22 protein-coding genes are annotated in these 21,794 nt (G+C 74.2%); 10 read left to right on the forward strand and 12 right to left on the reverse strand.

Translation table 11 applies throughout. From position 1 onward, the window contains the following. Positions 1-348: 348 nt before the first annotated feature. A complete protein-coding gene (locus LG634_RS28060) occupies positions 349-1,104 on the reverse strand; it encodes an acyltransferase (RefSeq protein WP_226737632.1) in 756 nt (251 codons plus the stop codon). Between the two features lie 132 nt (positions 1,105-1,236). Here LG634_RS28060 and LG634_RS28065 point away from each other — a divergent pair, with 132 nt between their 5' ends. Next, complete coding sequence (locus tag LG634_RS28065) at positions 1,237-1,785, forward strand: gamma carbonic anhydrase family protein (RefSeq protein WP_226737633.1); 549 nt, start codon at positions 1,237-1,239, stop codon at positions 1,783-1,785. A 270-nt stretch (positions 1,786-2,055) separates the two neighbouring features. Here the strand turns inward: LG634_RS28065 and LG634_RS28070 are convergent, their stop codons facing one another. The 3 genes from LG634_RS28070 to LG634_RS28080 all read right to left on the reverse strand — a co-directional run bounded on the left by LG634_RS28070 (position 2,056) and on the right by LG634_RS28080 (position 6,222). Beyond that, positions 2,056-2,721 (reverse strand): DedA family protein, encoded by a 666-nt coding sequence (locus LG634_RS28070; RefSeq protein WP_226737635.1) that lies wholly within the window; start codon positions 2,719-2,721, stop codon positions 2,056-2,058. Positions 2,722-2,794: 73 nt separating this feature from the next. Then, entirely contained in the window at positions 2,795-5,323 is a 2,529-nt protein-coding gene (locus LG634_RS28075; RefSeq protein WP_226737637.1) for a glycoside hydrolase family 3 protein, read from the reverse strand. A gap of 446 nt (positions 5,324-5,769) precedes the next feature. Beyond that, the gene (locus LG634_RS28080; protein ID WP_226737639.1) at positions 5,770-6,222 is read right to left on the reverse strand and encodes a DUF4442 domain-containing protein; all 453 of its coding nucleotides are present in this window, start codon (positions 6,220-6,222) and stop codon (positions 5,770-5,772) included. 96 nt (positions 6,223-6,318) lie between these two features. Here LG634_RS28080 and LG634_RS28085 point away from each other — a divergent pair, with 96 nt between their 5' ends. Both LG634_RS28085 and LG634_RS28090 read left to right on the forward strand, forming a co-directional pair. Then, positions 6,319-7,431: a DUF8017 domain-containing protein gene (locus LG634_RS28085; protein ID WP_226737641.1), complete on the forward strand. Its 1,113-nt coding sequence runs from the start codon at positions 6,319-6,321 to the stop codon at positions 7,429-7,431. 137 nt (positions 7,432-7,568) lie between these two features. Next, positions 7,569-8,900, forward strand: coding sequence for an MFS transporter (locus LG634_RS28090; protein WP_226737643.1), 1,332 nt, complete (start codon positions 7,569-7,571; stop codon positions 8,898-8,900). Between the two features lie 7 nt (positions 8,901-8,907). Here LG634_RS28090 and LG634_RS28095 read toward each other — a convergent pair whose 3' ends face one another. The 4 genes from LG634_RS28095 to LG634_RS28110 all read right to left on the reverse strand — a co-directional run bounded on the left by LG634_RS28095 (position 8,908) and on the right by LG634_RS28110 (position 12,295). Continuing rightward, positions 8,908-9,741 carry a spermidine synthase gene (locus tag LG634_RS28095; RefSeq protein WP_264203694.1) on the reverse strand — a complete coding sequence of 278 codons (834 nt, stop codon included), beginning with the start codon at positions 9,739-9,741 and terminating at the stop codon, positions 8,908-8,910. Positions 9,742-9,901: 160 nt separating this feature from the next. Further along, a complete protein-coding gene (locus LG634_RS28100; RefSeq protein ID WP_226737647.1) occupies positions 9,902-10,744 on the reverse strand; it encodes a patatin-like phospholipase family protein in 843 nt (280 codons plus the stop codon). A gap of 99 nt (positions 10,745-10,843) precedes the next feature. Beyond that, positions 10,844-12,019: an elongation factor Tu gene (tuf, locus tag LG634_RS28105; protein ID WP_226737649.1), complete on the reverse strand. Its 1,176-nt coding sequence runs from the start codon at positions 12,017-12,019 to the stop codon at positions 10,844-10,846. 96 nt (positions 12,020-12,115) lie between these two features. Beyond that, entirely contained in the window at positions 12,116-12,295 is a 180-nt protein-coding gene (locus LG634_RS28110; RefSeq protein WP_226737651.1) for a hypothetical protein, read from the reverse strand. A gap of 183 nt (positions 12,296-12,478) precedes the next feature. On the opposite strand from LG634_RS28110, the gene LG634_RS28115 reads away from it, so the two are divergent. The 5 genes from LG634_RS28115 (at position 12,479) to lnt (ending at position 16,560) form a co-directional block, all read left to right on the forward strand. Further along, positions 12,479-13,171, forward strand: coding sequence for a TVP38/TMEM64 family protein (locus tag LG634_RS28115; RefSeq protein WP_226737652.1), 693 nt, complete (start codon positions 12,479-12,481; stop codon positions 13,169-13,171). Positions 13,172-13,219: 48 nt separating this feature from the next. After that, positions 13,220-14,092, forward strand: a complete 873-nt coding sequence (locus LG634_RS28120; RefSeq protein WP_226737654.1) for an undecaprenyl-diphosphate phosphatase — start codon at positions 13,220-13,222, stop codon at positions 14,090-14,092. 129 nt (positions 14,093-14,221) lie between these two features. Then, positions 14,222-14,401, forward strand: a complete 180-nt coding sequence (locus LG634_RS28125; protein ID WP_226737656.1) for a DUF8839 family protein — start codon at positions 14,222-14,224, stop codon at positions 14,399-14,401. Between the two features lie 69 nt (positions 14,402-14,470). Beyond that, on the forward strand, positions 14,471-14,974 hold the full coding sequence (locus LG634_RS28130) for a nuclear transport factor 2 family protein (protein WP_226737658.1): 504 nt from the start codon (positions 14,471-14,473) through the stop codon (positions 14,972-14,974). A 14-nt stretch (positions 14,975-14,988) separates the two neighbouring features. After that, the gene (lnt, locus tag LG634_RS28135; protein WP_226737660.1) at positions 14,989-16,560 is read left to right on the forward strand and encodes an apolipoprotein N-acyltransferase; all 1,572 of its coding nucleotides are present in this window, start codon (positions 14,989-14,991) and stop codon (positions 16,558-16,560) included. Here lnt and LG634_RS28140 read toward each other — a convergent pair. Next, a complete protein-coding gene (locus tag LG634_RS28140) occupies positions 16,505-17,410 on the reverse strand; it encodes a Gfo/Idh/MocA family protein (RefSeq protein ID WP_226737662.1) in 906 nt (301 codons plus the stop codon). The two genes, lnt and LG634_RS28140, sit on opposite strands and share 56 nt — an antisense overlap. A 114-nt stretch (positions 17,411-17,524) precedes the next feature. Between LG634_RS28140 and LG634_RS28145 the strand changes: the two genes are divergently transcribed. Further along, positions 17,525-18,046: a DinB family protein gene (locus tag LG634_RS28145; protein ID WP_372482505.1), complete on the forward strand. Its 522-nt coding sequence runs from the start codon at positions 17,525-17,527 to the stop codon at positions 18,044-18,046. A gap of 73 nt (positions 18,047-18,119) precedes the next feature. Beyond that, positions 18,120-18,677: a hypothetical protein gene (locus LG634_RS28150; RefSeq protein ID WP_226737666.1), complete on the forward strand. Its 558-nt coding sequence runs from the start codon at positions 18,120-18,122 to the stop codon at positions 18,675-18,677. A gap of 58 nt (positions 18,678-18,735) precedes the next feature. Here LG634_RS28150 and LG634_RS28155 read toward each other — a convergent pair whose 3' ends face one another. The 3 genes from LG634_RS28155 to LG634_RS28165 all read right to left on the reverse strand — a co-directional run bounded on the left by LG634_RS28155 (position 18,736) and on the right by LG634_RS28165 (position 21,710). Then, positions 18,736-19,251, reverse strand: coding sequence for a hypothetical protein (locus LG634_RS28155; protein ID WP_226737668.1), 516 nt, complete (start codon positions 19,249-19,251; stop codon positions 18,736-18,738). 85 nt (positions 19,252-19,336) lie between these two features. Further along, a complete protein-coding gene (locus LG634_RS28160) occupies positions 19,337-20,014 on the reverse strand; it encodes a uracil-DNA glycosylase (protein WP_226737669.1) in 678 nt (225 codons plus the stop codon). A gap of 112 nt (positions 20,015-20,126) precedes the next feature. Next, on the reverse strand, positions 20,127-21,710 hold the full coding sequence (locus LG634_RS28165) for an ABC transporter substrate-binding protein (RefSeq protein ID WP_226737671.1): 1,584 nt from the start codon (positions 21,708-21,710) through the stop codon (positions 20,127-20,129). Positions 21,711-21,794: the final 84 nt, after the last annotated feature.

Below are 21,794 nucleotides of genomic sequence, written 5' to 3' on the forward strand. Positions count from 1 at the left end.
GGACCGGCTCCTCAAACGCCGGAGGGGCTGGGGATGGCGGCGCCAGCCCCCGGGCACCGCCCAGACCCGCTCCTCAAACGCCGGAGAGGCTGGAGGTGCGACGCCAGCCCCCGGGCACCGCCCAGACCCGCTCCTCAAACGCCGGAGAGGCTGGATGTGCCCCCGCGGGGTCTCAAGCGCCGCAGGGGCTGGGATTCCCCCGCGCGCCGTTCACCGCGAAGGCGGCAAGCCCGTCAGGTCAAGGCGCAAGGCAAGAGCCCGCCGGGTCACGGCCGGAGGTTCGAGAGGCCGCCGGATCGCGGCGGAGGTACGAGAGACCGACGGGGTCGCGGCGGAGGCCGGAGGCCGTCACGGTGTCGGGAGCCGGCCCAGGCGCTCCGCTTCGGCGAGGGCGATCAGTTGGTCGGGGGTGACGTGGGAGGGGATCGGGACGGGGGCAGGGGTGCGGAGCGGCGGCTGCCACCCCTGGTCGGGGTCGTAGCGGCGCACGATCCGCGCCGGCGCGCCGGCGACGACGGCGTGGTCGGGCACCTCGCCCCGGACCACGGACCCCGCCGCGACCACGACGTTCCGCCCCAGCCTCGCCCCCGGCAGGATGACCGCCCCGGTGCCCAGCCAGCACCCCGGCCCGATCTCCACCGGCGCACTGCGCGGCCACTGCCGGCCGACCGGCTCGTCGGGATCGTCGTAGCTGTGGTTCGTGGAGGTGATGTACACCCCGGGTCCGCAGAACGTGTCGGACCCGATGGAGATCCGGCTGTCGGCGATGACGTGGCTGCCGCGCCCGAGCACCACCCCGTCCCCCAGCACGAGCACCGGCTCCAGCCCCAGGTCGAGCCCGGGCATCATGCCCGCGGTCAGCGTGACCTGCTCGGCGATGATGCAGCAGCTGCCGAGGTGGATCCACTCCTCGCCGAAGACCGTGCCCTGCGGGAAGGCCAGCCGGGTGCCGGCGCCGATCGCGCCGAACCGCAGCCGCCCCGGCGTCTGCGCGGAGATCGACCCGGCCCGCTGCATCCAGCGCCACCCGGCGTGGGCGGCGCGTGAGGCGGCCCGTCGCCGCCAGGCGGCCAGGGATGAGAACGTGTTCTGGTTCTTCGGCACCCGGCCACGGTAGTCCGCACGGCGTGGTGCGTCCGGCCGACCGGCCTGTGATCTTCACCCCATCGTCGGTGCGCGACGGCCCGTGCCCTACGGTGCTGGGGGCGCGCAGCGTGTGTACGAAGAGGAGAGACCATGACCAGCAGTCAGGCGGACCGGGCGCTCGTCGCCGGTGTCGGCGGCAAGAGCCCGCAGGTGGACCCGGAGGCGTTCACCGCGCCGACGTCCGTGGTGGTGGGCGACGTCACGCTCGCCGCCGGTTCGAGCGTCTGGTACTCGGCGGTGCTGCGGGGCGACTGCGGCCCCATCAGCCTCGGTGCGGACAGCAACGTGCAGGACAACTGCACGCTCCATGTGGACCCCGGCTTCCCGGTGACGGTCGGCGAGCGGGTGTCCATCGGCCACAACGCGGTCGTGCACGGCTGCACGGTCGAGGACGACTGCCTGATCGGGATGGGCGCGACCGTCCTGAACGGGGCGGTCATCGGGGCGGGCTCGCTGGTCGCGGCGCAGGCGTTGGTGCCGCAGGGGATGGTGGTGCCGCCGGGGTCGCTGGTGGCGGGGGTGCCGGCGAAGGTGCGGCGGGCGTTGACGGACGAGGAGCGGGAGGGGCTTCGCGTCAACGCGGCGATGTACGTGGAGCTGGCGAAGCAGCATCGCGCGGACGTGACCCCGCAGCCCTGACCCACGGGGCTCCGCCCCGGACCCCGCGCCCCAAGCGCCGGCGGAGCTGGATTTCGGGGCTCCGCCCCGCACCCCGGTCCTCAAACGCCGGACGAGCTGGCATACGCCCCCTGCCCGCAGGCAGAGGCGCGCCGCCCGGACCGGGCCCGCCCGCTACCCCCGGGCCAGGGCAGAGCCCCGGAAATCCAGCCCCGCCGCCTATTGAGGTGCGGGGTCCGGGGCAGAGCCCAGGTCTTTGCGGCTCGGCGGCAGGGGCAGGGGCGGGGCGGGTCAGTCGGACGTGCCCGCGGGGACCGGGACGGGGTCGGAGACCGGTTCGGGGGACGCGGCGGCCGCAGCCTTCCGCGCCTTCTTCTTCAGCACCAGCATCGACGTCACACCGATCAGCACCGCCAGCACCAGCCCCAGCCAGGAGAACCGCTTCAGCCAGGCCTCCGCCACGACGCCGACGTAGTAGATGACGGCCGTGGTGCCGCCGGCCCACAGGATCCCGCCGAAGACGTTGGCGATGAAGAACTTCCAGTACGGCATCTGCAGGACCCCGGCCAGCGGCCCGGCGAAGATCCGCAGCAGGGCCACGAAGCGGCCGAAGAAGACCGCCCACATGCCCCACTTCTGGAAGGACCGCTCGGCCATCGCGATGTTCTGCTCCCCGAAGTGCTTCGGGAACCGCTTGCCGAGCCGGGCCAGCAGCGGCCGTCCGCCCTTGCGCCCGATCGCGTACCCGATCGAGTCGCCGATGATCGCGCCGGCCGTGGCGCAGGCGCCGAGGATCACCGGGTCGATGTCGCCGTGCTGCGAGGCGAGCAGCGCGGAGCTGACGAGGATGATCTCGCCGGGCAGCGGAATGCCCAGGCTCTCCAGTCCGATGACCACGCCGACCAGCAGGTAGACGGCGACCGCCGGTACGGTTTCGAGCCAGTCCTGGATGTGCACTGCCGGGTCCTCCCGCGTCCCTGTGCGCCCGCGCGGCGCACGGCTGGGCAGCCTACCCGCTCCGCGTGCCCCGTCAGCCTCCGCCGGTGGCCCGTACCAGCGCCTCGGCCCGCAGCGGAAGGTCCCTGGAGGAGCGGCCGATCTGCACCACCCGCCGCCCGGTGCCCCGTACCCAGCCGTGCCGTCCTGGGTCCCAGGACGACAGGGTGCGGGCGTCGATCACGACGGCGACGCGCCGGGCCGCGCCGGGGGCGAGGGTGAGCCGACGGTAGCCGGCGAGCAGCCGGACCGGCTGGTCGAGGCGCAGGTCGGGCGAGGGCCCCAGGTACACCTGCGCGACGTCCGTACCGGCCCGGCGGCCGGTGTTCCGTACGGTGAACTCGACGCGCAGCCCGTCCCCGTCGGGGCGGACGGCCGGCTTCTCGTAGCCGAACGTGGTGTACGAGAGCCCGTGCCCGAACGGGAACAGCGGTGCCACCCGCTGCGCGTCGTACCAGCGGTGCCCGACGTGCACCCCCTCGGTGTACTCCTGCCGGCCGCCTACGCCGGGGTAGCGGAGCGGGTCGCCGGCGACGGGGTGCCGGGTGTCGGAGGCGGGGAAGGTCTGGGTGAGGCGGCCGCCGGGGTCGGCGTCGCCGAAGAGGACGGCGGCGGTGGCGGCCGCACCCTCCTGGCCCGGGTAGTACATCTGCAGGACGGCGCCCGTCTTCGCGAGCCAGGGCATGGCGGTGCTGGACGAGGTGTTGAGGACGACCGTGGTGCGCGGGTTGGCGGCGGTGACGGCCTCGATCAGCTGCTGCTGGGCGCCGGGCAGGGCGAGGGTGGTGCGGTCGCGGCCCTCGGTGGCGTCCTCGTAGGCGAAGAGCACGACGCTGTGGGCGGCCTTGGCGGTGCGCACGGCGGTGGCGAGGTCCTCGGCGCGGCTCGCCCGGCTGGTGTGGCGCAGCCGGAAGCGCTGGCCGGTGGTCCCGCCGTCGGCCCGGACGGCGAGCCGGTGGGGGCCGGGCGCGAGCTTGACCGTGGCGCGGCGGACGGTGAGTCCGTCGGCGGCGGCGGCGAGCAGCCCGCCGGCGAAGTACTCGGCCACGCCCGCGCGTACGGGGAACAGTTCGGCCCCGTCGAGGCGGACGGCCGGCCGCTTGCCGGTGTAGTGGACGATCAGCGTCCATTCGTCCTCGGCGGGCAGGGTGAGGGTGCCCTCCCAGGCCCAGGTGCGGCCGGCGGGCACCTGCCGGTCGTCGAGGTCCGTGGCGGGGGCCAGGGTGGCGGCGGGCAGGGGGCGGCCGTAGAGGTCCTCGCCGAGGGCCCGGGTGACCCGGGCGTCCTTCGCGGCGCCGGCGGCGCGGGCGGTGAGGGCGGTGAAGGGGCTGTCGGCGCGGTCGGGGACGACGTGGGCGCTGCCGCCCCCGCTGACGAACGGCACGCTGCCGGTGGGTCCGATAACGGCCAGGGCGCGGGCGGCGGGGGCGGCGAGCGGGAGGGTGCCGCGTTCGTTGCGCAGCAGCACGGCGCCCGCCTCGGCGATCCTGCGGGCGACGTCGGCGCCCGCGGCGGGGTCGCGGGCGGGCCGGGGCGGCGGGGTGCCGTCGAGGAGGCCGAAGCGGTCGAGGGTGGTGAGGATGCGGCGCACCGCGCGGTCGACGCCGGCGATCGGGACCGATCCGGCGGTGACGGCCGTCTTGAGTGCGTCGCCGTAGTGCCGGCCGCCGGGCATCTCCATGTCGAGTCCGGCGCCGAGGGCGCGGGCCGTGCTGTGGGTGGCGTCCCAGTCGGACATGACCCAGCCGGCGAAGCCCCAGCGGTTGCGCAGCAGGTCGTCGAGGAGGGGCTTGTTCTCGCACGCGTGGGTGCCGTTGACCTTGTTGTACGCGCCCATCACGGCGCCCACGCCGGCGTCGACGGCTGCTTCGAAGCCGCGCAGCTCGGTCTCGTGCAGGGTCTGCTCGCCGGCGATGACGTCGACGGTGGTGCGGCCCTCCTCCTGGTTGTTGAGGGCGAAGTGCTTGACGGTGGCGATCAGGCCTTCCTCCTGGATGCCGCGGATCATCTCGGCGACGAGGTCGGCGGTGAGGCGGGGGTCCTCGGAGAAGGTCTCGAAGTTCCGTCCGGCGTACGGGGTGCGGATCAGGTTGACCATGGGCGACAGGAGGACGTCCTGGCCGAGGGCGCGGCCTTCGCGGCCGATGACCCGGCCGTACTCGCGGGCGAGGGCGGGGTCGAAGGCGGAGGCGAGGAGGACGGGCGCGGGCAGGGCGGTGGCCGGTCGGGCCACGCGGACGCCGGCGGGCCCGTCGGCGAGCCGCAGCGGCGGGATGCCGAGGCGGGGCACGCCGGGGAGGTAGCCGGCCTGGCCGAGCGGGGCGGGGTCGCGGTCGCCGTGCAGGACGCGGATCTTCTCGTCGATCGTGAGGCGTTCGATCAGGGCTTCGACGCGGGCCTCGCTGCCGGGGCGGGCGGCCCGGCGGACGGCGGGGGCGGCCTCGGCGGGGGCGGCGGCGGTCTGCGGGCCGGGCGGCGGGGGTGCGCAGCCGGCGATGCCGGAGGCGACGGTGGCCGCCCCGAGCAGACGGATCGCGGAACGTCGGGAAACGGCCTCGCTCATCGGCGGTCCCTCCTCGGGGTCGGCGGCACGTCGCGGCCGCCCCGCGGTGCCGCGCCGTCCGGACGCTGCCCGCGCGGCCCGCCCCGGTACGGGAGTGACGCGGGGCGGGACCCGGCGGCCCGGGCGGGATCCGGCGTGCACGGCCCGGGCAGGCGCCGGCCGCGCGGCCACTGTGCGCCAGCCGCCGCCGGGACCACGTCAGGCGCCCCGGCCGCCCCGGGGATTCCCCCCGGCTGCGGGACACGACGCACCGGCGGGTCCGGGCACCCGGCAGACCGGTCGCCCAGGCCGCAGGGCACCGCGGTCCGGTCGGACGGGACCCGGCCGGGCCGGTCGGAGCCGGTCGCGGGCAGCCGCGGGACCCGCCCCGGAAACGCCGCACGCCCGCCCGGGGTCCCGGCTGGCGGGGTGCCCGGGCGGGCGTGCGGAGGAAAGGGGGACGTGGGTCAGCTGTTGGGGCGGAGGGTCCAGACGACCGTCATTTCGCCGGTGACCGCCTCGTCCTCGCGCTGGATCGCGATGGTGACGGGGAACTCGGGGCGGCCGCCGGCGTCGAGCTCGGCGACGATCTCGGCTGCCGGGCGGCCGAGGGTGGCGGTCGCGGTGACGACGCCCTTGGCGAGCTTCTTGTAGCCGATCTCGGCCCTGACGGCGAGCGGCACGGCGCGCTGGAGCTGGTCGCCGAAGGCGGCGAGGACGATCGCGCCGCTCGCGGACTCGGCCAGCGTGAACATGGCGCCGGCGTGCGGGCCGCCGACGTGGTTGTGGTACGCGGCCTGGTCCGGCAGCCGCACGACGGCACGCTCCGGGGTGGTCTCCAGGAACTCCAGGTTCAGCGTGCGGGCCATCGGCACGGTGGCGGCGAGCAGTTCGCCCACGTTCATCTGATCAGCGCTCATGGAGCAGGATGTTACCCGCGAGTAGCGGATATTGGCCAGACCCTGGCCGGGGGCGGCCGTAGCCCTGCCACCCCTCCCCCCTTATGGTTACTGGCCATGTGGCCAGAACAGCAGCCGCCCGGGGGCGAGCAGAACGCGCAGAACGGGCAGCCGAACCCGTACCAGCAGCCGGGGGAGCCGAACCCCTACCAGCAGCCGGCGCAGCCGGGTGGTTACGGCTACCCGCAGCAGACGCCGCCGCAGGCACCGCCGGCGGGCTACGGCTACCCGCAGCAGCCGGCCCCGCAGCCCGGCGCGTACGGCTACCCGCAGCAGCCGGCCCCGGAGGGCCAGTTCGGATACCCGCAGCAGCCCGGTCCGGACGGTCAGTTCGGGCAGTTCGGATACCCGCAGCCGCCGACGGTCGAGTCCTGGCAGCCCGAGCCGCCCAAGGGCCGCAACACGACGAAGATCGTCGCCATCGGTGCCGCCGTGGCCGTGGTGGTCGCCGCCTCGGTGACCGCCGGCATCGTCATGAACAAGGACGACGGCAAGAAGGACGTGGCCGACGACAAGCCCGCCGCCCCGACCCAGCCGGCGTCGCCCACCGCGAACCCGCGGGCCGGCGGCGACATCCCGCCGTCGATCCCCGGCTGGAAGGTCGTGGCCAACCCGAAGTACGGCGTCGCCTTCGACGTGCCGCCGGAGTGGAAGGTCGACAAGCAGTCGGTCTCCCGCGGCTTCCTGGACGCCAAGAAGAACGACGGCATGCCGGTCGTCAGCATGTCGGGCACCGCCACCCTCAAGGAGGAGTGGTGCACGACGGACACCAACCAGGACGGCGAGACGGAGAACACCAGCCTCGCCGACGCCGGCACCAAGGGCGGCCAGGGCGCCAAGAGCACCGCCGAGGCGGCCCGCAACGAGGCCGGCAACTGGGTCTGGGCCGGGTTCGCGCAGAAGGCCCCGAAGGGCACGGTGAAGGTGTCCAAGGCGAAGGCGTACACAAGCAAGTCGGGCCTGAAGGGCCACTACGCCAGCGCCAGCGCGAAGGGCATGAAGAAGACCGGCAAGTGCGACACCGACGGCAAGGCACTGGCCTTCAGCTTCAAGACCGCCAAGGGTGACTACGCCAGCTTCGTGCTAGTGGCGGTGGACCGGGTCAAGGACGAGATCCCCTCGGCCACCTCCAAGAAGATCATGAGCACGGTCCGTCTCACGGGCCAGTGATCCGGCCGGTGGTCCGGCCGGCGTTCCGTCCGCCGATCCGGCCGCTTCGCGTCCGGTGACCGGGCGGCCGCCCACCCCCGCAGCCCCCGCAGCCCGGTAACCCATTTGGATTACCGGGCCGCGGCAGGGATAGTCCCGTGGTGAGCTCTCCCACCGCACTGCGCCGCCGCCCCTCGTGGGCGGGACGCAACTACACCCTGCTGACGGCCGCCGCGGTCGTGACGAACCTGGGCAGCCACGGCGCCCTGATCGCGGCGGCCTTCGCCGTGCTCCAGGCCGGCGGATCCGGTGGGGACGTGGGCCTGGTCGCCGCCGCCCGCACTTTGCCGCTGGTGCTGTTCCTGCTGGTCGGCGGCGCGCTCGCGGACCGGCTGCCGCGGCACCGGGTGATGGTCGCGGCCAACGCCCTCAACTGCGCCTCGCAGGGCGTCTTCGCCGTCCTGGTCCTCACCGGGCGGCCGGAGCTGTGGCAGATGATGCTGCTGAGCGCGCTGGGCGGCACCGGCCAGGCGTTCTTCAACCCGGCCGCCGAGGGCATGCTGCTCTCCACCGTCACCGGCGAGCAGGCCGCCCGGGCGTTCGCCCTGTTCCGGCTGGCCATGAACGGCGCCGGGATCGGCGGCGCGGCCCTGGGCGGGGCGATGATCGCCGCGATGGGGCCGGGCTGGGTGCTCGCCGTGGACGCCGTCGCGTTCGCCCTCGCCGGCGCGCTCCGGGCGTTCCTCGACGTGAGCCACATCCCCGAACGCGAGCCCGGCGGCGGGCTCCTCGCCGACCTGCGCGAGGGCTGGAAGGAGTTCAGCACCCGGCCCTGGCTGTGGAGCATCGTGCTCCAGTTCTCCGTCGTGGTCGCCGTGGTCGGCGCCGCCGAGTCCGTCTACGGACCGCTGGTGGCGCGCGATCGACTGGGCGGGGCGGCGCCCTGGGGGCTGGCCCTCGGCGCGTTCGGCGTCGGCACCATCGCGGGCGCCGTGCTGATGATGCGGTGGAAGCCCCGGCGGCTGCTGCTGGCCGCCACCCTGTGCGTGTTCCCGCTGGCGCTGCCGTCGGCGGCGCTCGCGGTGCCGCTGCCGGTGTGGGGGCTGTGCGCGGTGATGTTCGTCAGCGGCACGGCGATCGAGGTGTTCGGCGTCTCGTGGATGACGACCATGCACCAGGAGATACCCGAGGACAAGCTGTCCCGGGTCTCCGCCTACGACTGGTTCGGCTCGGTCTCCATGCTGCCGCTGGCCACCGCGGTCGCGGGCCCGGTGGAGTCCGCCGTCGGGCGCACCGCGGCGCTGTGGGGCTGCGCGGGCCTGGTCGTCCTGGTGACCTCGGCGGTCCTGCTGGTCCCGGACGTACGGCGGATGACCCGGCGGACGGACCCGGTGGCGGGGAGCGCCGGGGCTCCGGCCCCGGCGGGCGCTGCGGGCGCTGCGGGCGCTGCGGGCGAGTCTTCGGCCGGCGCCGTGCGGGACGGCTCCTGACCCCCGGTCAGCCGAGGCTGAACGCGCCCTCCGGCGGCGGGGGCGACGGCACCGCGTCCACGTCCCCGACCGGGGTCGCGCCGCGCATCATGCGGGCCAGCGCGGACCCCTCCTCCACCCGGGCCGGGAAGGCGTCGGCCGCGCAGCGTCGGGCCAGGGCGGCCAGGTCGAGCGGGGCGTGCGAGGCGAGCAGCAGCACGTTGCCGAAGCGGCGGCCGCGCATGACGGCCGGTTCGGCGACGAGGGCGAGGTGCGCGAAGGCGGTGGCGAAGTTCGCCAGCTGCGAGCGGAGGAAGTCGAACGGGGCGCCGTCGGCGAGGTTCGCGGCGTAGATGCCCTCGGGGCGCACCACGCGGGCCGCCTCGCGGGCGTACTCCACGGACGTGAGCGTGGCAGGTACGCGGGAGCCGCCGAACACGTCCCCGATCAGGACGTCGGCACTGCCGGCCGGGGCGGCGGCCAGCCAGGCGCGGGCATCGGCGGCGTGTACGGCGATCCCCGCGGCGGCGGGCAGCGGCAGCACCTCCTCGACGAGCGCCAGCAGCGGGGCGTCGGCGTCGACGACCTGCTGGCGGGAGCCGGGGCGGGTGGCGGCGGCGTAGCGGGCGAGGGTGCAGGCGCCGGCGCCGAGATGGACGAGGTCCAGGGGGCGGCTGGGGGCGGCGACCGTGTCGAGGACGTGGCCGAGGCGGCGGACGTACTCGAATTCGAGGTGCGTGGGATCGTCGAGGTCCACGTACGACTGGGGTGCGCCGGACACGGTGAGCAGCCAGGCGTTGCCGCTGTCCACGTCCGGCATGAGCTTGGCGGTTCCGCCGCCGACTTCCCGCATCACGGGCATCGCATCGTCCACCCGCCCATTGTCCCCGCTTCCCGCGCCTCAATCGCCGGACGGGCTGGGTTCTCCCCTGCCGGGGACTGCCCAGGGGCTGGATGCTGCGGGGGAAAGTCAGGCCTCGCCGGCGATTGAGGCGCGGGGAGCGGGGCGGAGCCCCGACGGGTCAGCGGGTCCAGAAGCCCGCCGCTTCGGCCGCGTGCGCAAGAGATTGCGCACGCCCCGCCACCGCAGCCGGCGCCCGCCGCGCCGGATCCAGGACGTTGCGCCCGAACGCGGCCCGCGACGCCTTGTCGGGCGTGAGGAGCAGGACCGACGCCCCGCCCGCCCGCAACCGCTCCGCCTGCCGCCGGGCAGACGGCAGCACCCCCGCCCCGGCGGCGACCGGCGCCAGGATGACGACCCGCTCGCACCCGCCCGCCAGGTCCGCATTGGTCGCCGACCGCACCCCGCCGTCGATGAAGCGCCGCCCGCCGATGGTCACCGGCGGCCACACTCCCGGCACCGCGCAGCTCGCGGCGACCGCGTCGACGAGTCCCGCCCCGTCCGAGCGGCCGAACGCACGCAGCTCCCCGGTCAGCGCGTCCACCGCAGTGACGAGCAGGCGCCGGTCGGGCCAGTCGTGCGAGACCAGCCGGGCCGCGAGCACCCGGCGCCGGTCCGCCTCCGCCCCGGTGTCCGCGGCCAGGGCGAAGGCGCCGACCCGCCGCCGGTAGGCCCGCGGCTCCCGCTCCCGCAGCATGGCGAGGGCGTGCCGGGCGAGCAGGCCGGGCCCGAGCCGGGCCGGGGTCTCCCCCGAGGCGTCGCCGAGCTGGCGCTCGTACAGCTCCGGCAGGGTGAGCAGTCCGGAGGTCAGCTGGGCGCCGATGACGGAACCGGCCGAGGTGCCGATGACCAGGTCGGCGGTGGAGAGGTCGACGCCCGCCTCCGCCAGCCCGTGCAGCATGCCGGCCTCCCAGCCGACCCCGGTGAGCCCGCCGCCGCCGAGGACCAGTGCCGTACCGCCCATGTCCGCGTCCCCCTTGCCGTGTGCGTGGTGTGTGGCGGCAGTCTGACGCAGCCCGACCGCCGCCACCACGCCGGGGTCGCCCCCGTCACCGCATCCGCATCACAGCACCTCCGTCACCGTCCCCGCCCCCACCGTCCGCCCGCCCTCGCGGATCGCGAAGCCGAGCCCGGCCTCCAGGGGCAGGTCCCGCCCCAGGGTGACGGTCATCCCGACCGTCTCGCCGGGACGGGCCACGGCCGCGGCGCCGAGGTCCACGTCGCCGACCACGTCCGCGGTACGGACGTAGAACTGCGGCCGGTAGCCGCCGGCCAGCGGCGTGTGCCGGCCGCCCTCGCGGGCGGACAGCACGTACACCCGCGCCGTGAAGCGGCGGCGCGGCCGTACGCTGCCGGGCGCGGCGACCACGTCCCCGCGCCGTACGGCGTCCCGCGGCACCCCGCGCAGCAGCAGCGCCACGTTGTCCCCGGCCTCGGCCGACTCCATCGGCCTGCCGAAGGTCTCCAGCCCGGTGACCACGGTCTCGGCCGGACCGGAGGCGCCGAGCAGGGCGATCCGGTCGCCGACCCGCACGGTGCCGCGTTCGACGGCTCCCGTCACGACCGTGCCGCGCCCGGTGATCGTCAGCACGTTCTCCACGGGCAGCAGGAACGGCGCCGCGGTGTACCGCACCGGCGTCGGGACGTACGTGTCGACGGCGTCGAGCAGCGCCTCGACCGCGGCCGTCCAGCGCGGCTCGCCGGACAGCGCGCCCAGCCCGGAGACCCGGATCACCGGCACGGTGTCGCCGCCGTAGCCGTGCGCGGTCAGCAGGTCGCGGACCTCCAGCTCGACCAGGTCGGTCAGCTCGGGGTCCCCGGCGTCGGCCTTGTTGAGGGCGACGACGATGTGGTCGACGCCGACCTGCCGGGCGAGCAGGACGTGCTCGGCGGTCTGCGGCATGATCCCGTCGAGCGCGGACACGACGAGGATCGCGCCGTCCAGCTGGGCCGCGCCCGTGACCATGTTCTTCACGTAGTCGGCATGGCCCGGCATGTCGACGTGGGCGTAGTGGCGGGTGTCGGTCTCGTACTCGACGTGGGCGAGGTTGATGGTGATGCCGCGGCGGGCCTCCTCGGGGGCCCGGTCGATGCGGTCGAAGGGCACGAAGGAGGCGCCGCCGCGGTCCGCGAGGACCTTGGTGATCGCGGCGGTGAGGGTGGTCTTGCCGTGGTCGACGTGGCCCATGGTGCCGATGTTCAGGTGCGGCTTGGTGCGCACGAATGCCGTCTTGGGCATGGCTGAGCGTGTTCCTTCCCGGAACGAGGTGGAAGCGGGACCCCCGGGCCTGGCCGACCCTCCCCCTGCGGGGTCCGCCGGACGGTCCGGGAAGGGTCAGCTTCGTGCGCCGCCGTGGGGCGCGGCGGGCGCACCGGCCGGGAAGACCGAGCAGCCCGCCGGGCCCGGGAAGGGCGAGAAGGGCGAGAAGGCCGGGAAGGGCGAGGACGTCACCACGGCAGCCTTCGGCGCGTCCGCGACGGCGGACGGCACAGGGAGGAAGGCGAACCGGGACATGCTCCGATCATGCCGTCCGCCCGGCCGCCCGTCGAACGGATTTCCCTGCGGCCGGGGCCGGTTGGGGCCGGCGGGCGCTCCCGGGCCGCGCGGCGCACCGTCTGCCGCGCCCCTCCCCCGTCGTCCGTCCGCATGAGACCCCGGTTACGGCGATCACACATATGTGTCGGTTAGTCTCCCCGGATGTCCTTCCTGCTCGCGCCGTGGACCCGGCTGTCCCTGCTCGTCGTCCTCCTGGCGTCGGCGGGGGTCTGCGTGGTCCTGTACGAGCCGCAGCGGCTGCTGGCCGACGGCTGGCCGCCCGCGCTGCCGGCCGGTCCCGCGGTGCTGCTGTTCGCGGCCCTGTACGGCCTGTGCACCGCCGCGTTCGTCCCGCGTCCGCTGCTGAACCTGGCGGCCGGAGCGCTGTTCGGCTCCTGGCTGGGCCTGGGCGCGGCGGTGGCGGGGACGGTGCTCGGCGCGGGCATCGCGTTCGGTCTCGGCCGCGGGCTGGGCCGGGAGGCGCTGCGGCCGCTGGTGCGCGGGCGCTGGCTGGAGGCGGCGGACGGGCAGCTGAGCCGGCACGGGTTCCGTTCGATGCTCGCGGTGCGGATCTTCCCCGGCGTGCCCTTCGCGGCGGCCAACTACTGCGCGGCGGTGTCCCGGATGCGGTGGCTCCCCTTCCTCTTGGCGACGGCCCTCGGCACGGTCCCGAACACGGCCGCGTACGTGATCGCCGGCAGCACCGCATCGTCCCCTTCCTCGCCGGTCTTCCTGGCCTCGTTCGGCTTCATCGCGGTGTCCGGGCTGGTCGCGGGGGCCGTGGCGTGGCGCCGGCGGCACCGTCTCGTCCCCAAGCACCCCCCTGTGGTCGGGGGCGTCACTTTCGGGCCCTAGCATCGGACCCGACCTGCCCACGATCACTAAGGACGAGCGCACCCCGACATGAGCTGGTTCGAATCCCTAATCCTCGGTCTCGTCCAAGGGCTCACGGAGTTCCTCCCCATCTCCTCCAGCGCCCACCTGCGGCTGACCGCCGCCTTCGCGGGCTGGCACGACCCCGGTGCGGCCTTCACCGCGATCACCCAGATCGGCACGGAGACCGCCGTGCTGATCTACTTCCGCAAGGACATCATGCGGATCGTGTCCGCCTGGTCCCGGTCGCTCTTCGACCGCAGCATGCGCGGTGACCACGACGCCCAGATGGGCTGGCTGGTCATCGTCGGCTCCATCCCGATCGGCGTCCTGGGCATCACGCTCAAGGACCAGATCGAGGGTCCGTTCCGCGACCTCCGCCTGATCGCGACCACGCTCATCGTGATGGGCATCGTGCTGGGCATCGCCGACCGCCTGGCGGCCCGCGACGAGACCGGCGGCCGGCACCGGGTGGTGCGCGAGCGCAAGTCCCTCAAGGAGCTCGGCGTCCGGGACGGCCTGATCTTCGGCGTGTGCCAGGCGATGGCGCTGATCCCGGGCGTCTCCCGGTCCGGTGCCACCATCTCCGGCGGCCTGCTGATGGGCTACACCCGCGAGGCGGCGGCCCGCTACTCCTTCCTGCTCGCCATCCCGGCCGTACTGGCCTCCGGCGCCTACGAGTTGAAGGACGCGGGTGAGGGGCACGTCTCCTGGGGCCCGACGATCTTCGCGACGGTCATCGCCTTCGTCGTGGGCTACGCGGTGATCGCGTGGTTCATGAAGTTCATCACCACGAAGTCCTTCATGCCGTTCGTGGTCTACCGGATCATCCTCGGCATCGTGCTGTTCATCCTGGTCGGCGCCGGCGTGCTCAGCCCGCACGCGGGCGAGTCCGCCGGCTGACGGCGGCCGTCGCACGACGCGGGGCCCGCCCGGGAACGTTCCCGGGCGGGCCCCGCGTCGTTGTCCCTGCAGGGCCCGTCCTGGACGAGGCAGGGCGGGTGGCACCAGGCAGACGAGTTGGGGGTGCCCATGGGACGGCGAGTGGTGCTGGAGCGGTTTCCGGCGGGGAGTCCGCGCGGCAGCTGGCCCGCGGAGGAGTACGCGGCCGAGCGGCTGCGGGAGGGAGTGGCCGCCGAGGTGGTGATGGACCTGGCGTCGGACGCGTTCCTGGTCGTCGTACGGCAGCGGGAGGCGCATTCCGGCCACTGAGCGCGGCCGCCGGGATCCGGTGCCCGCACGGCCCTTGGCCTGGCGGGCGCGCTGTCCCACACTGACCCGATGACGCAGCGTGTGGATCTCGCGACGGTGATGGACCGGCTGGCGGTGGACGCGGTGGTCACCGGATACGCGGTGGCGGTGGACGACGGGGACTGGACGGCGTACCGGGGGCTGTTCACCCGGGACGGGCGGGCCGACTACCGCTCTGCGGGCGGCATCGAGGGGCCGGCCGCGGAGGTCGCGGACTGGCTGGCGGAGACCATGCAGATGTTCCCGGTCCGCCAGCACCTGATCGTGAACCGGCGGATCACCCTGGAGGACGCGGGCGGCTCACCGGGCGACCGGGCCGAGGTCCTCGCGGACTTCGTCAACCCGATGCGGCTGACCGGCGCGGCCGATCCGTCGACCGCACCCAATTTCGTGGCCGGCGGCCGCTACACGTTCGCCCTCGCCCGCACGTACGACGGCTGGCGGCTGCGCCGGGTGACCGTCGCCGAGCGGTGGCGCCACTTCGCCGCCGCGGGCCCGGACGGACAGGCGCGGCCGGACGGGCCCACACTGTAAAGCGGAGGCGTGTCATGCGATTCCCGGCCGGTCCGCAGCGGGCCACCCGCGGCAGGTGGCGGCTCGCTGCGGCCCCGGCCGCGGGTGCGCTGCCGGCGCTGGCCTTCCCGGCGCCGTCGCTGTGGTGGTTCGCGTACGTCGCGCTGGTGCCGTGGCTGCTCCTGCTGCGGACCTCGGCGACGCCCCGGCGGGCCGCGCTGGAGGCCTGGCTGGGCGGCTGGGGGCTGATGGTGGCCCTGCACCACTGGCTGCTGCCGAGCCTGCACGTGTTCCTGCTGCCGCTGGCCGCGCTGCTGGGGCTGCTGTGGATCCCGTGGGGGCTGCTGGTGCGCCGGCTGCTCGGCGGGCGGCCGGCACCGGCCGATGCCGCCCGGGCGCTGGTGGTGCTGCCGGCCGGCTGGCTGCTGGCGGAGCTGGTCCGGTCCTGGCAGGGGCTGGGCGGGCCGTGGGGGCTGCTGGGGGCCTCCCAGTGGCAGGTCCCGCCGGCGCTCCGGCTGGCCTCGGTGGGCGGGGTCTGGCTGGTGGGCCTGGTGGTGGTCGCCCTCAACTGCGCGGTGGCACTGCTGATCTCCGTACCGCGGGGCCGGCGGGTGGCGCTGGCCGGGACCGCCGGGTGCGCGCTGCTGACCGGCGTGGTGTGGGCGGCGGCCCCGCAGCCGGAGGCGTACGGAAGCCTGCGGGTGGCGCTGGTGCAGCCGGGGGTGGTGGCGGGTGCGGACTCGGTGGAGCGCCGGTTCGAGGCCGGGGAGCGGCTGACCCGGCAGCTGGCCGGCCGGCCGGTCGACCTCGTGGTGTGGGGCGAGAGCAGCGTCGGCGCGGATCCGGCGCGGCGGCCGGACCTGGTGCGGCGGCTGTCGGTGCTGTCGGCGCAGGTCGGGGCGCCGCTGCTGGTGAACGTGGACGCCCGCGGCGGCGGCGCGGACGGCCGGGCGGCGGGCATATACAAGAGCGCGCTGCTGTTCGGCCCGCAGGGCCCGACCGGGGACCGGTACGACAAGATGCGGCTGGTGCCGTTCGGCGAGTACGTGCCCGCCCGGGCGCTGCTGGGCTGGGCGACGTCGGTGGGCAAGGCGGCGGGCGAGGACCGGCAGCGGGGCAGCACGCCGGTGGTGATGGAGCTGCCGGGCCGGGACGGGGTGCGTTTCGGGCCGCTGGTGTGCTTCGAGTCGGCCTTCCCGGACATGGGCCGGCACCTGGTGCGGGACGGGGCGGCGCTGCTCGTCGCACAGTCGGCGACGTCGTCGTTCCAGCAGAGCTGGGCGCCGGAGCAGCACGCGTCGCTGGCAGCGCTGCGGGCCGCCGAGACGGGCCGCCCGGTGGTGCACGCGACGCTCACGGGTGTGAGCGCCGTGCACGGTCCGGCGGGCGAGCGGCTGGGCCCAGCGCTGGGCACCGGGGCGCGCACCGCAGTGGTCCGGGAGGTGCCGCTGGTCCGCGGCAGCACGCTCTACGTGCGGTTCGGCAACTGGCCGGTGTACGGGTCGCTGCTGGTGCTCGTGCTGTTCTGCGCGGGCGAGGCGGCCCGGACGGTCAGAGGGCCTGCTCCAGAGCCGTCAGCACCACTCGCTCGCACAGGTCGTGGGTGAGCAGGGCGTCGCGGGCACTGAGCGTCTTGCCGAGGGCGACGGCCTCCAGGAAGTGGTCCACGACCTGCTCGATGCCGCGCTGCCGGGCCACCGGGGTCCAGTCGCCGCGGCGGCGCACCGAGGGCTGCCCCTTGTGGTCGACGATCTCGGACAGGTTGAGGACCTGGCGCTTGGTGTCCTGGCCGGAGACCTCCAGGATCTCCTCGGTGGATCCGGAGAGCCGGTTCATGAGGCCGAGCGCGGTGAACCCGGGGCCGGACATCTGGAGCACGACCTGGTGCATCAGCCCGTCGCGGACGACGGCGCGCACGTCGATGTGGTCGGCGTCGCCGGGCAGCAGGAAGCGCAGGGTGTCGACGACGTGGATGAAGTCGTCGAGGACGAAGGTGCGGGGGTCCTCGGGCAGCCCGACCCGGTTCTTCTGCATGACGATCAGCTCGCGCGGGTGCTCGGCGCACTGCGCGTAGCCGGGGGCGTGCCGGCGGTTGAAGCCGACGGCCAGGGACACACCGCGTTCTTCGGCGCGTTCGACCAGGCGGCGGGAGTCCGCGTAGTCGTAGGCGAGGGGCTTGTCGACGTACGTGGGCACGCCGGCGTCGAGGAGGCGGGCGACGATCTCGGGGTGTACGGCGGTGGGGGCGTGCACGAACGCCGCGTCGAGCCCGGCGGCGAGGAGCGCGTCGAGGTCGGTGTGGCAGCGGTCGGCGGGCACGTGGTGGCGGGCGGCGACCTGCTCCAGGGTGGCGGGGGTCCGGGTCTGGAGGTGGAGTTCGAGACCCGGCCGGGCCGAGAGGACCGGCAGGTACGCCTTCTGCGCGATGTCGCCGAGCCCGATGCAGCCGACCTTCACCGGATGCCTCCCTCTGGTGTCGAGCCGGCCGCCGCGGTCCACGACCGCGCCGCCGGCTGCTTCCGATGCCCGCAGCAGCTTAATCCCTGGCGCTGAGCTGCGCGTTCCCTGAGGATGACCGCCATGACCATTACAGAACGTCCCGAACCCTCCACCACCGCCGGCGAGCGCGAAAGCCTGGAGGGCTGGCTGGACTACCACCGGGCGACCCTCGCCCTGAAATGTGAGGGCCTGGACGACGCGCAGCTGCGCAAGGCCGCGCTGGCTCCGTCGGAGCTGACCCTGCTGGGGCTGGTACGCCATCTGGCCGAGGTCGAGCGCTGGTGGTTCGCCATGGTGCTGGAGGGGCTGGAGCTGCCCGACCTGTATTCCACGGCGGAGGACAGGGACGGCGACTTCCACGTCACCGAGGAGCACACGTTCGCGGACGCCGAGGCGACCTGGCAGGCGGAGATCGACCGGGCCCGGGAGATCGCGGCCAAGCACGGCCTGGACGATCTGGCGGTGCGCCGTTCCCGCCTGGGCGAGGAGTTCAACCTGCGCTGGATCTACACCCACATGATCGAGGAGTACGCCCGTCACAACGGGCACGCGGACCTGCTGCGCGAGCAGATCGACGGCGTCACCGGCGAATGAACGCTCACCCGTGCGGGGTGAATATCGCCCGCGGGTTTCCGCAAGCGGGCCGGAGCACAGCAGAGTTGCCCGGGTGCATCGAAACCGAACCACGACAAAGCTGCTGCTCGGGGTGGCCTGTGCGGTCTCCGCGGTCTCCGGCTGTGTGAATGTGAACCCTGCGGCGGTGCAGCCCGCGGCGTCCTCCGCGGAGCCTCCCGGGCACGCCCCGCGGGGTGGTGCCGCACCCGAGCCGGTGGTCGTGCAGGCGCCCGCCCTGGAGGCGCTGGAGGCCGTGGAGGCCGGTCCGGCCGCCGCAGCCGGCGGGGCGGACCGGAAGGCGTCCGGAGCGGCCGGTCCGGCGGGTTCGGCCCGCCGGGCGGAGCCCGCGCCGGTGATCCCGGCCGCCGGCCTGGCCGACGATCCGCAGCCGCCCGCGCAGGCCCCGGCCCCGGCGGCCGGGCGGGCGCATCCGGAGCATCCGGAGCACCCGGACCGGCCCGGGAAGGCCAAGGCGCGGACGCCGAAGCTGAAGGACCTGCCGCAGCTGCCGGCGGAGGCGGCGGACGTGTGCGCCCTGGGCCGCAAGTACGGGAACTGGGGCAAGAACAGCCCCGAGTCCCGGATCTGCTCGGGGGTCTACGGGGAGTGACCACGGCCGGCCGGGTCCCGCCGCCGGTCGGCCGCCCGGGGCCGGCCGGGCATCGCCGTCAGGTGAACCGGCCCGGGTAGGTCCCCGGGCCGGTGCCGCCCCCGTCCGGCCCCAGCCGGTGCTCCAGGCGCGCGATGGCGGCCCTCACCCCGTTGCCGTAGCCGTCGTCCGGCAGGTTGGCGGAGGCGGCGCGGGCCCGGGCCAGGTGGACCCGGGCCGCCTCGGGCCGCTGCACCTTGAGGTAGTCGGCGGCCAGGTTGAGGTGGAGGGACGGGTAGAGCGAGCGGACGGGGGCGGCGGGTTCGCGGCCGGCGGGCCGGTCGTCGGCGAGGCCGTCGGCCGCGTTGAGCGCCCGCAGGTCCCAGGCCAGCTCGTCCGCGGGGTCGTCCTGCGCGTCGGCCATGTAGTGCGCCAGCGTGCAGCGGTGCAGCGGGTCGCCGTGGGCGCCGATCTCCGTCCAGATGGCGCCCAGCCGGTTGCGGGCCTCCTCGCGGTCGCCGGCGTGGAGCAGCATGATCGCCTGGCCGATCCTGGTCATGACGGCGTCCGGGGACGCCTCCTGCTGCTCCGTCACTGCGGCCTCCTGCGGCGTGCGCCCGATGGGATCGTCCCGACGCTAACCGGCCGCCGACGCATTCCCGCCCAGGCGCGGTCCGGCGTCAGCCCAGGTCCGGGATCCGCCAGTCGATCGGCTCATGGCCCTGCGCGGCGACGGCCTCGTTGATCTGTGTGAAGGGCTGGGAGCCGAAGAACTTCTTGGCGGACAGCGGGGAGGGGTGGGCGCCCTTGACCACGACGTGCCGCTCCTCGTCGATCAGCGGGAGCTTCTTCTGCGCGTAGGCGCCCCAGAGCACGAAGACGGCGGGGTCCGGGCGCTCGGCGACGGCGCGGATCACGGCGTCGGTGAACTTCTCCCAGCCCTTGCCCTTGTGCGAGTTGGGCTCGGCCTCGCGGACCGTGAGGACCGCGTTGAGCAGCAGGACGCCCTGCCGGGCCCACGGCATCAGGTAGCCGTTGTCCGGGATCGGCAGGCCCAGCTCGGCCTGCATCTCCTTGTAGATGTTGCGCAGCGACGGCGGGGTCTTGACCCCGGGCTGCACGGAGAAGCACAGCCCGTGTCCCTGGCCGGCGCCGTGGTACGGGTCCTGCCCGAGCACCAGGACCTTGACCTGGTCGAACGGGGTGGCCTCCAGGGCCGCGAAGACCTGGTCGCGGGGCGGGTACACCGGCCCGTTGGCCCGCTCCTTCTCGACGAACTCGGTCAGCTCCTTGAAGTAGGGCTGCTCCAGTTCGCCGCCGAGGACGGGGAGCCAGGACTCGGGCAGGATCTCGGTCACGTCAACAACCTCCGGTAGCGCTTCGCGGCGTTCTGCAACGCACGACACGAACCTACCGGCGGCCACTGACAGTGGCTCACCCGCCTGCGGATCCCGGCTCCCCGGGGCCTCGTTACCAGCTGGTCTTGCGGTACAGCACCCACACCTGCATGACGGTCTGCGGGTCGAGGGCCTGCTCGGCGCCGCCGATGTCCTCGCCGGCGGCCACGTACAGCTTGCCCTGCCACAGGGGCAGCAGGCGGACGTCCTCGGCGAGGATCTGCTGGGCCTGGGCGAACTCGGTGTCGACGGCCCCGCGGTCGCTCTCGCGGCGGGACTTGGGCAGCAGCTCGTCCGTGATCTTCTTGGCCTCGTACGGCGTACCGACGGCGTTCTGCTTGCCGACGAACGGCGCGATGAAGTTGTCCGGGTCCGGGAAGTCCGGGAACCAGCCGCGGCCGAAGACCGGGAACTCGCCGTTCTTGTAGCCGGCCTGGAAGGACTTCCAGGGCTGGCCGCGCAGGGTGATCCTGAACAGGCCGCTGGCCTCCAGCTGCCGCTTGAGCTCGGCGAACTCGTGGGCGGTCGAGGAGCCGTAGCGGTCGGTCGTGTAGTACAGCGTGAGGTCGACCGTGTCGGTGATCCCGGCCTTGCGCAGGATCTTCTTGGCCGCCGCCACGTCGGGGTGGCCGAACCGGTCGTAGAAGGGCGTCTTGTGGCCCGCGACGCCCTTGGGGACCATCGAGTACAGCGGCTCGGCCATGCCCGGGTAGACCTTGGCGACGAGGGCGCTGCGGTCGATGATCTGGGCCACGGCCTCGCGCACGGCGGGCTTGGCGGCGGCGCCGTCGGCCGGGTTGAAGACCAGGTAGCGGATCTCGGAGCCCACGTTGTCGACGAGCTGGACGCCCGCCTTGCGGGACTCTGAGCTCTTGAGGTCCTTGATCTGGTCGGCGGTCAGGCCTCGGTAGGTGGCGTCGATGTCCTTGTTCTTGAGGGCGGCGACCATGTCCTTCGAGTCCTCGAAGTACCGGATCGTCACGGCGTCGTTCTTGCGGTCGGCGAAGCCGCTGTAGTCCGGGTTCCGGACCAGTTCCGCCTGCTTGCCGTCCTCGTACTGCTTGAGGACGTACGGGCCGGAGCCGGTGACCCTGCCGTCCTCGCGGAGCTTGTCGAGCGGGTAGTCCTTCGGCGCGACCAGGGAGGCGGCCGGGGAACCGAGGACGAAGGGGAAGGTCGCGTCGGGCGTCTTCAGGTGGAAGACCACCGTGAGGTCGCCACTGGCCTCGACCTTGTCGAGGCTGCCGAAGAGGTCCTTGGGGCCGACCTTCGAGCCGATCGTGAAGATCCGGTCGAAGGAGTGCTTGACGGCGTCGGCGTCGAGCGGCTCGCCGTTGGAGAACTTCAGCCCCTTGCGCAGGGTGCAGCGGTAGGACTCGTTGCCGGAGTCGGTGAACTCGCAGCTCTGGGCGGCGTCCGGCATCGGCTTGGCGGAGCCGGTGGGGAAGCTCAGAAGGGTCTGGTAGACGTTCCGGTAAAGCTCCCAGGAACCGTCCCAGGCCGCTGCGGGATCGAGGGTGGTCGGCTTGCTTGTCGTGCCGACGACGATCTTCTGATTGCCCTTTTCGTCGTCTTCCGAAAGCAGGCCGCAACCGGCGAGCAGGGATATGGACGCAAGGGCCGCAGCGGTCTGCAGACATCTGGTCCGGTTGAACACGTGCACGCTCCTCGATCAGCCAGGGGATCGGCGAACGATACCGCAGTGCCCCACGAATCCAAGGGGGAGGGACCCGTGGGGCAC

The sequence above is a fragment of the Streptomyces bambusae genome (genome assembly GCF_020532645.1).
Lineage (GTDB): Bacteria > Actinomycetota > Actinomycetes > Streptomycetales > Streptomycetaceae > Streptomyces > Streptomyces bambusae.